Source organism: Pseudomonas sp. GXM4, from assembly GCF_008923895.1.
Classification (GTDB): Bacteria; Pseudomonadota; Gammaproteobacteria; order Pseudomonadales; family Pseudomonadaceae; genus Aquipseudomonas; species Aquipseudomonas atacamensis.
This window is the reverse complement of the sequence record NZ_WBRZ01000338.1, coordinates 1-5189: the sequence shown is the minus strand read 5'-3', so window position 1 is coordinate 5189 and position 5189 is coordinate 1. Positions and strand designations below refer to the sequence as shown.

Below are 5189 nucleotides of genomic sequence, written 5' to 3'. Positions count from 1 at the left end.
AATCTTCGTTGTCCCAAGCGTTGATCTGACCTGGGCGAGCGATGTACGGCGCGTCCGGGAACATCTCTTTCAGCTCCGGCACCAGCGGGCCGTTCGGGCCTTGTTCGAAGCTGGTGGTGAGGATGGTTGGCAGGTCGAAGAACTTGGCCAGATCCGCCAGCGCCAGCACGTTGTTCTTGAACTCGTTCGGCGAGAAGTCCTGCACCAGCGAGATCAGACCGGTCTGGTGGTCAACCAGCAGCACGATAGCGTCATCTTTGTTCAGGCGGTTGTAGGTTGGAGTGGTCATGGTGTGCGTCCCTTTTCAAGTTTGGAGTTTTGTTGTTGCGTTCAAGTTGGGTACAGATTACTGACGCACAGCAAAGGGATAAATCGCTTGAAAAGGGTTACACCGTCCACTCAAACCGGACAATCCACTTCAATCGTAGAACGGCTCAACCAACGCGCGACTACCGACAAAGAAACTGTCCGCCACCAGGCGCAACGGTTGCAGATCCAGGTCGCTGTCCTTGTCGCTGATCAATTGCTGGAAGTGGCGGTAGACCGCTGCGTACTCGCCCTCCTCCGACACACTTTGGCGCACGCCGTCGATGCTCAGCACCGCGCCGCCATTGTCCAGGCGCAGGATGCCTTCGACGCAGCGGATTTCGATGCTCCACAGTTCATCGTGGCCATGGTCGAAGTCGAACTCGGCGCGTACGTCGAGCTGATGTGCATCAGACATTTTGATCGAGGCGGCAATCGGCGACTGGCAGTTGCTCGGCACGCGCAGTTCGGCGGCTTCGACAAACAGCGGCAGCGCCAGCAGGTGGGTGATGATCGACAAAGCGTTGATGCCCGGATCGAATACGCCGAGGCCGCCCGGCTGCCAGATCCATGCCTGACCCGGATGCCACTTGCGCACGTCTTCCTTCCAGTCGATCCGAACGCTTTGCAGGGTGCGGCTGGCCAGCCAGTCGCGGGCGGCGGCGATGCCCGGTGCATAGCGCGAGTGCCAGGCGAACAAAGCGCTGATGCCTTGGTCGGAGACTTGATCGACCAGGGCCATGGCCTCGCCCAATGTTGCACAGGGCGGTTTTTCCACCAGCACGTGCTTGCCGGCCGCCAACGCCTGTTGCACCAGCGCGAAGCGCCCTTGTGGCGGCGTGCAGAACGCAATTGCGTCGACAGTCGGGCCGTTTTCAAGCAGTTCGCCCAGCGACTGGAAGTTCTCCACCCCGGCGCAAGGTTTGCCCTGGGTAGCGACCGCCACCAACTGGAATGCCGGGTTGGCGAGGATGGCGGGGACGTGTTGATCTTGGGCGATCTTGCCGTAGCCCACCAGGCCGAGACGAATCGGTTGCATTACAGACTCCTGTTGTTGTTTTGGTCTTTGCAGCGCAGCGGCAAGAGTACGTGTTTCTGCGCCCGCCTCCAATCGTCATACTATTTAAATCAAAGTTTGGTCGCGGCGAACGCATGGCTTATTCGTCATTTCTTCTTACACCTTTTGTCGTCCAATCCCGCACCGCGCGGCGATCGGCAGCCGGCGATCAGCCTCAGTTTGCTATCATGCGGCGCTTTTACGGTTAACCCCTCGCCAGTCCTGCCGACTGGCGGGCTGCAAAAGGCGGTATTAGATGACGGCTTTGTTGACTCGCCGCAAGGTACTTGCGGGAATGGGCGTGCTCGGGCTCGGCCTGCTCGCCGGTTGCGATACCCGTGGCCAACTGTCGTACAAGTACGGCAAGGATCTGAGCGACAAGATCCTCGGACGCACCTTCAAGCTGAAGAATCCCGAAGGCGAAACCATGTCGCTGTCGAGCTTTCGCGGGATGATGCCGATGATCTTCTTCGGCTTCACCCAGTGCCCGGCCGTTTGCCCCACCACCCTGGCGCGCGCCGCGCAGATCAAGAAACTGATGGGCCGCGACGGCGATCGTTTGCAAGTGGTGTTCATCACCCTCGACCCGGAACGCGACACGCCGCAGATCCTCGACGCCTACGTCAAAGCCTTCGACCCGAGCTTCGTCGCGCTGTACGGCACGCTTGAGGAAACCAAGGCCACCGCCAAGGAATTCGACGTGTTCTACGAGAAAGTCCCGGCCGGCGACACCTACACCATCTCCCATACGTCCACCAGCTACGTCTACGACTCGCGTGGTGAGTTGCGCCTGGGCCTGTCCACTTCGCTGACAGCCCAAGAGTGCACGGAAGATTTGCTTACTGTTATGGAGGTCTGCTGATGCATCCCGTTCTGAATCACCTCAAACGCACCGTATGTGCACTGTCCCTGCTCGGCCTGGCCTTCCAGGCGTCGGCGCAGACCAAAGTCGACGACGCCTGGGTCCGTGCCACTGTGCCGACCCAGTCCGCCAGCGGCGCGTTCATGACCGTCACTGCCGACAGCGACAGCAAGCTGCTCAGCGTTGCCTCGCCAGTGGCCAAGGACGTTCAGATTCATGAAATGAGCATGAAGAACGATGTGATGACCATGGGCCCGGTGAAGTCGGTTGAGTTGCCTGCCGGCAAAGCCGTGAGCTTCGACCCGAACGGCTACCACGTCATGCTGATGGGCCTGACCGGTCAGTTGAAGGAAGGCGAAAACGTGCCGCTGACCCTGACCGTGGAAAACGCCAAGGGCGAGAAAGAAACCATTGAAGTCAAGGCACCGGTCCGCGCGCTGACCAACATGGGCGGCCACGATCACAGCAAGATGCATTGATCGCTGACTGAAAGACTGTTCGCCTGACAGAAAAACGGGGCGGCCTGATCGATGATCAGGCCGCCCCTTTTTTTTGATGTGTGCAGAATCAACGCTTGCGGGCCAATGCGTTGCGCACGCTTTCCGGTGACATCCCTGAGCTGGAACGGGTCATGGGTTCAACGACGGTCGCCTTGGCCAACTGTTCCTTGCGCTTCGTTACCTGACGCCAGTGGTAAGCGAAATATCCGACTGCTACCACGATCCCCAACCAACCGAACACCGAACTCACGAAGAACCACAGCGCCAGTGTGACCCACACGGTTTTCGAGTTGAACAACTTCAAACTGTCGTCGGCAGGCACCGGTTCGACCGGCGTCTGTGGCGCCTCCGGTACTTTCTGCATCCCCTGCAGATCAAAGCGCAGCGCGAAGTCCGCCCCGGGCACAGGCACCTCGATCTGATTGCCTTCAGCACGATGCACGCGAATTTCGCCATCGACGAGCGAGACGGAGCTGAAACTGATCTGGGTGTCACAGCGAATCTCGCCGTTGACCAGGGTCACGACCGTTCGTTGTGAGTCAGCGGGAGTGTCGCGCATGTCGATTCCTTGAGCGTTCCACGCCGGACGACGTGCGAAGGGAAAATCCGTTGGAGGCAAATGCTACTGAGTGGCTAATACGCTGTCCAGAAGCGTGAACCCGGCTGCAAGTTATCCGGCTCGAGCGTGTTCGAAGTAACCAGCCTGATGGAAAGCGTGCTTTACATCTGAAACAACATCAGCAACCATGTAAAGGGTCTTTTACATAGGAAGTGAAGAATGAACCGGTACCACCTCGAATTGGGCGCAGCATTAATCCTCTACATGCTGGTGCTGACAGCATCATTGATTGCCTCGCAATACCTGATGGATGCGCACCTCGTGCTGCGCTCGGCCGTCGCACTGACGCCGATCATTCCGGCGGCCCTGATGTGCTGGGCCATCGTGCGGAACATGCGGCGCATGGACGAAATGCATCTGCGCATCCAGTTCGAAGCCTTGGGGTTCGCCTTTGCCGCCTCGGCATTGGTGACCTTCAGCTACGGTTTTCTGGAAAACGTCGGCGCCCCGCATATCCCGTGGACGTGTGTGTGGCCGGTAATGGGGCTGATGTGGATTGTCGGCCTGCACATTGCGCGACGCCGCTACCAATGAAAAACCGTCTCAAGGAATTGCGCGCCGAGCGCAAGTGGTCGCAGGTCGATCTGGCCGAACGCCTGAACGTGTCGCGCCAGACGATCAACGCCATCGAAAACGAACGCTACGATCCGAGCCTGCCATTGGCGTTTCAGGTTGCCCGGGCGTTTGAGCTGCCGATTGAGAGCATTTTTGATGATGGCGAATCTTGAATGGCAAAAGGGGCAACACACGTTGCCCCTGTTCGATCAACTCCCCGCACCACCATGCGCTTCTTCAAAGAAGTAATCCTTCCAGCTCCCCGCCTTGTTTTTCAGCACGCCCAATTCCTGCAATTTCTCGGCGTAGATGAACGTGCGGTGCGGCACAACGGTGAAGTCGATTTCCGGGTCTTTGACGATTTGCTCGACCAGGGCCAGCGGCAGTTTCGATTGCTCTACACGAATGTAGGCTTGGGCGGCGGCGGGCTTGTCGGCCTTGATGATCTTCTCGGCTTCGGCCAGTGCGTCGTAGAACGCCTTGTAGGTTTTCGGGTTTTCGTCGTGGAATTTTTCCGTGGTGTAGAGCACGTTGAACGTCGCCGGGCCGCCGAGGATGTCGTAGGAGCTCAGCACTTTATGCACGTTGGGGTTTTGCAGCGCTTGGTACTGGAACGGTGGGCTGGAGAAATGCGAGTTGATTTCCGAGCCGCCGGCAATCAGCGCAGCGGTGGCGTCCGGGTGCGGCAGGCTGACTGAAATGTTGTCGAACTTCTTGAACTGCTCGTCTCCGAATTCCCTGGCGGTTTCAATCTGCAGGGTGCGCGACTGGAAACCCACGCCAGCGGCGGGCACGGCGATACGATCCTTGTCGCTGAAGTCTTTCAGCGTTTTGATGTTCGGGTTGTTGGTCAGCAGGTAATTGGGCATCGAGCCCAGCGCGGCGATGGCTTTGACGTTCTGTTTGCCCTTGGTGCGATCCCACACGGTGAGCATCGGCGGCACGCCGGCCGAGACGACGTCCAGCGCTCCGGTGAGCAGCGCCTCATTCATGGCCGTAGCGCCGGAAATGCTGTTCCAGTCGACCTTGATCTCCAGGCCCTGGGCCTTGCCGTGTTTCTCGATCAGCTGTTGATCGCGCACGACATCGAGGATTAGATAACCGATACCGAATTGCTGGGCGATGCTGATCTTGCCCTCGGCCCGGGCGCCGCTGCTGAACAGCGCGCCCGCTGCCAGAGTTGCGGCCAACAGAGTCAGCGCAGAACGTTTGAACGGTGTGGCCATGACAACCTCGTAGCATGGGTGGGCTGAAAGGCCTGACTTTATAGCTATAAAAAACATAAATTAA

8 protein-coding genes are annotated in these 5189 nt (G+C 58.6%); 4 read left to right on the top strand and 4 right to left on the bottom strand.

Annotated elements, in window-relative coordinates; all coding sequences use genetic code 11:
- A partial coding sequence (locus F8N49_RS25390) for a hypothetical protein (RefSeq protein ID WP_178117046.1) occupies window positions 1-289 on the bottom strand: 289 nt, incomplete at its 3' end.
- A 129-nt stretch (window positions 290-418) separates the two neighbouring features.
- Window positions 419-1345, bottom strand: a complete 927-nt coding sequence (locus F8N49_RS25385) for a Gfo/Idh/MocA family protein (RefSeq protein ID WP_122746941.1) — start codon at window positions 1343-1345, stop codon at window positions 419-421.
- Between the two features lie 274 nt (window positions 1346-1619).
- Here F8N49_RS25385 and F8N49_RS25380 point away from each other — a divergent pair, with 274 nt between their 5' ends.
- Together F8N49_RS25380 and F8N49_RS25375 are read left to right on the top strand one after the other, a co-directional pair.
- Window positions 1620-2225: an SCO family protein gene (locus F8N49_RS25380; RefSeq protein ID WP_016774221.1), complete on the top strand. Its 606-nt coding sequence runs from the start codon at window positions 1620-1622 to the stop codon at window positions 2223-2225.
- Window positions 2225-2704 (top strand): copper chaperone PCu(A)C, encoded by a 480-nt coding sequence (locus F8N49_RS25375; protein ID WP_056784698.1) that lies wholly within the window; start codon window positions 2225-2227, stop codon window positions 2702-2704. The genes F8N49_RS25380 and F8N49_RS25375 overlap by 1 nt, the downstream gene beginning before the upstream one ends.
- Window positions 2705-2792: 88 nt before the next feature.
- Here F8N49_RS25375 and F8N49_RS25370 read toward each other — a convergent pair whose 3' ends face one another.
- Window positions 2793-3284: a hypothetical protein gene (locus F8N49_RS25370; protein WP_071171860.1), complete on the bottom strand. Its 492-nt coding sequence runs from the start codon at window positions 3282-3284 to the stop codon at window positions 2793-2795.
- Window positions 3285-3503: 219 nt separating this feature from the next.
- Here F8N49_RS25370 and F8N49_RS25365 point away from each other — a divergent pair, with 219 nt between their 5' ends.
- Together F8N49_RS25365 and F8N49_RS25360 are read left to right on the top strand one after the other, a co-directional pair.
- Complete coding sequence (locus tag F8N49_RS25365) at window positions 3504-3878, top strand: hypothetical protein (protein ID WP_130899769.1); 375 nt, start codon at window positions 3504-3506, stop codon at window positions 3876-3878.
- Window positions 3875-4072: a helix-turn-helix transcriptional regulator gene (locus F8N49_RS25360; RefSeq protein ID WP_071171858.1), complete on the top strand. Its 198-nt coding sequence runs from the start codon at window positions 3875-3877 to the stop codon at window positions 4070-4072. Before F8N49_RS25365 ends, F8N49_RS25360 begins: the two co-directional genes overlap by 4 nt.
- 36 nt (window positions 4073-4108) lie before the next feature.
- Here the strand turns inward: F8N49_RS25360 and F8N49_RS25355 are convergent, their stop codons facing one another.
- Window positions 4109-5125 (bottom strand): ABC transporter substrate-binding protein, encoded by a 1017-nt coding sequence (locus F8N49_RS25355; RefSeq protein WP_151553068.1) that lies wholly within the window; start codon window positions 5123-5125, stop codon window positions 4109-4111.
- Between the last annotated feature and the right edge of the window lie 64 nt (window positions 5126-5189).

Bases quoted from the DNA above. Each gene is read 5' to 3' on its own strand.
- F8N49_RS25385 (WP_122746941.1), bottom strand. From the start codon at position 1,345: ATGCAACCGATTCGTCTCGGCCTGGTGGGCTACGGCAAGATCGCCCAA.
- F8N49_RS25355 (WP_151553068.1), bottom strand. From the start codon at position 5,125: ATGGCCACACCGTTCAAACGTTCTGCGCTGACTCTGTTGGCCGCAACT.
- F8N49_RS25375 (WP_056784698.1), top strand. From the start codon at position 2,225: ATGCATCCCGTTCTGAATCACCTCAAACGCACCGTATGTGCACTGTCC.
- F8N49_RS25380 (WP_016774221.1), top strand. From the start codon at position 1,620: ATGACGGCTTTGTTGACTCGCCGCAAGGTACTTGCGGGAATGGGCGTG.
- F8N49_RS25370 (WP_071171860.1), bottom strand. From the start codon at position 3,284: ATGCGCGACACTCCCGCTGACTCACAACGAACGGTCGTGACCCTGGTC.
- F8N49_RS25365 (WP_130899769.1), top strand. From the start codon at position 3,504: ATGAACCGGTACCACCTCGAATTGGGCGCAGCATTAATCCTCTACATG.
- F8N49_RS25360 (WP_071171858.1), top strand. From the start codon at position 3,875: ATGAAAAACCGTCTCAAGGAATTGCGCGCCGAGCGCAAGTGGTCGCAG.